Annotated in this window: 3 protein-coding genes; 2 read left to right on the top strand and 1 reads right to left on the bottom strand. The window is 61.6% G+C overall.

Going from position 1 to position 2,660, the window contains the following annotated elements; all coding sequences use genetic code 11:
* Positions 1-412: helix-turn-helix transcriptional regulator (locus EOA86_RS29925; protein ID WP_164892113.1), on the bottom strand; the 412-nt coding region annotated here is incomplete at its 3' end.
* A 228-nt stretch (positions 413-640) separates the two neighbouring features.
* On the opposite strand from EOA86_RS29925, the gene EOA86_RS29920 reads away from it, so the two are divergent.
* Together EOA86_RS29920 and EOA86_RS29915 are read left to right on the top strand one after the other, a co-directional pair.
* A complete protein-coding gene (locus tag EOA86_RS29920) occupies positions 641-1,651 on the top strand; it encodes a fatty acid desaturase (protein ID WP_164759746.1) in 1,011 nt (336 codons plus the stop codon).
* Positions 1,652-1,734: 83 nt separating this feature from the next.
* Positions 1,735-2,535 carry a PhnD/SsuA/transferrin family substrate-binding protein gene (locus EOA86_RS29915; protein ID WP_128344934.1) on the top strand — a complete coding sequence of 267 codons (801 nt, stop codon included), beginning with the start codon at positions 1,735-1,737 and terminating at the stop codon, positions 2,533-2,535.
* Positions 2,536-2,660 lie beyond the last annotated feature (125 nt).

The following is a 2,660-nucleotide window of genomic DNA, read 5'->3' as shown; positions in this document are numbered from 1 at the left end:
TGGCGATACCAGCCTCGGAGGCGACGAGCGCCGCGGTGCGCAGAAGGTCGGGAATGCCGGCCGGCACGTAACGGATTTTCGTACCGGCGGCCTCGGCATGCCATCTGGCCAGCAGCGTGCGGTCGAAACCGTCGGGCGCTTCCTCGATCTCCAGGCTCTCGCGGATTTCACCGGTGACGCCTTCGTCCTGGCTGAGGCCGAGCAGCCAGTCGAGCGACACTTTGAATTCGGCGGCAATGTTGAGCAGCGTTTCGGCGCGGGGAAGGCGTGTCGAGGCGCCGGACAGCAGCTGCGAAAGCGCCGAACGATCGATGCCCACCGCCGTCGCGAAAGCGGACTGGTTCAAGTCGGATCGTGTCAGGAGCATTTTCAGGCGCTCCCGGAAGATCGTCGATAGGTCGCGTTTGTCCATATCGTCATTCCGGCCGTTGGGAGGAAAAAAATCCGCCAAATCCGCTAAAGCGGCAGTTTATGCGTAAATGAATCCTCCAGTTCGTTTACAATTTATAACGCCTGCGGCTAAAAATGCGCAATCGCAACATTTTGTGCGCCTTGTCGCGTTGCGGCATCTCGATGCTCCTGACAGAATGCTGTCAGGAATCAAAACGATTCCGGCAACTGGAAGAGCAGTGGTCGATCCATGACGAGCATGAATAACAGACGACGCAATGCACCGGCCATCGAATGGCCGACCGTGTTTCTCGCGTTTTTCTGTTACGGCACCTGGCTTGCAGCCGGCCTATTCCTGTGGCCGTCCTATCCGCTGCTGGCGCTCGTCGTTCTGGCCTTGATGGCCGCGCTGCAATCCTCGCTGGCGCACGAAGTCCTGCACGGCCATCCGACTCGCAATGCGCAGCTCAACGAAGCTTTCGTCTTCCTGCCGATCGGTCTCGTCTGGCCGTTCCGTCGGTTCAAGACCATTCATCTGCGCCATCATGCCGACGAACGGCTGACCGATCCGCTTGACGATCCTGAAAGCTACTACAAGGCGCTGTGGCACCATGACGAATTGCCGCCGGCGATGAAGTTCCTGCTGAAGATCAACAACACCATGATCGGCCGTCTCATTCTCGGCCCATGGCTGTCGTGCATCGGCTTCTTCATCGACGATGCCAAGCAGGTGCTCGCCGGCGACAAGATGATCCGAAAGGCATGGCTGCTGCACGCCGTCGGCCTCGCCGTGGTGCTGCCGGTCGTGCAGTTCGGCTTCGGCATCCCGCTATGGCTCTACATCCTGGTTCCGGTGTGGCTGGGCCAATCGCTGATCTCGATCCGCACCTTCGCAGAGCACCAATGGTCGGAGCATCCGGAAGGCCGCACGGTGATCGTCGAGCGTTCGCCGCTGTCGTTCCTGTTCCTCAACAACAATCTGCATTTCGTCCATCACAAGAGCCCGACGGTGGCTTGGTACCGGCTGCCGAAGCTGTTTCGCGAGCGCCGTGACGAGTGGCTGCGGATGAACAATGGCTACGCTTATCCGAACTATTTGGCGCTTCTCAAGGCTTATGCGTTCAAGGCGAAGGAGCCGATCGTCCACCCGGTGCTGCGGCGCACGCCGGAACCGGGCCGGGCGTTCAAGCCGCGCGTCAGAGCGCGCAGCCTCAATGGGCTTGGCAGTGCGCCGGTGCCCGCCGAGCCGCCGAAAGAATGAATTTTGTGGCATCGCCGGCAGCGATGCCCAGGTGCGCGTCAATGGTCTCGTCAGTTTCTCAGCGTAACGATCAAAATCCCGGCATGAGCGATTTCGTTGCCGCCTTGCCGATGTACGACTGGCCCGAAATGCGGAGCGAGGTCGATGCCCAATGGGCGCGGCTGCGTGATGCCTTCCGGCAAAAAGGCATCGACGCGCCGCAAAACATCGCTCGCTTCAATGCCGATCTACGGCCTGTGGAAGGCGGCATCCGCGACGCCGCCGGAAAGGTCATCGCGCCCGATCCGGCGACGCTGCCGCCGGGCGAACTGTATTTTCATGGCCTCTGGCTGCATCCGGCGCTGCTGTTCGCACAGACCTGCTGGGGCCCGATGGAGACCGGCCTGTCGGAGCATGTCCAGGTGATCGGCCAGCCGAGCTACGATGCTTTCGAAGGCGGGCAGGGCGAACTCTATTCGAGCGCCATCGTGATGCGGGCAGGTGAAGCGCCATCGATTGGCTCACCGGCCGACGGCAGCCCTCTCATCCCGCTCGATATCCTGCGTGGCAAGCACTTTACCTTCAACAGCCTCGATTCCATGTCGGGCATCGTCGGGCTGACGCGTGACCTGGAGGCGCTGGGCGAAAGCCTCGACATCTTCTCTGAGCGCAGCGAAAGCGGTGGCCACCGTGCCTCGATCGCCGCAATTGCCGAGGGCAGGGCCGATGTCGCCGCCATCGATTGCCTGAGCTGGGCGCTGGCGCAGCGCTTCGAGCCTGCAGCGGAAGCAGTGGCGGTGGTCGGCTGGACAAGGCGGCGCAAGGGCCTGCCGTTCATCACCGCCAGATCGACACCGGAGAAAATCGTGGTGGCGTTGCGCGAGGCTGTCGCGGCGCTCGCATAAAAATAATCAGCCGCCGAGCAGCCGCTCGTCGAGCGGATAGTTCGAAAGCTGCTCGTTGCCGGTTTCGGTGATCAGGATCTGTTCCTCGATCTTGACACCCTCGTGACCGCCAAGCCGGCCGATAT

This window comes from Mesorhizobium sp. M5C.F.Ca.IN.020.32.2.1 (assembly GCF_004023105.1).
GTDB lineage: Bacteria > Pseudomonadota > Alphaproteobacteria > Rhizobiales > Rhizobiaceae > Mesorhizobium > Mesorhizobium wenxiniae.
The sequence above is the reverse complement of the archived record's forward strand: the minus strand, read 5'-3'. Positions and strand labels throughout refer to the sequence as shown.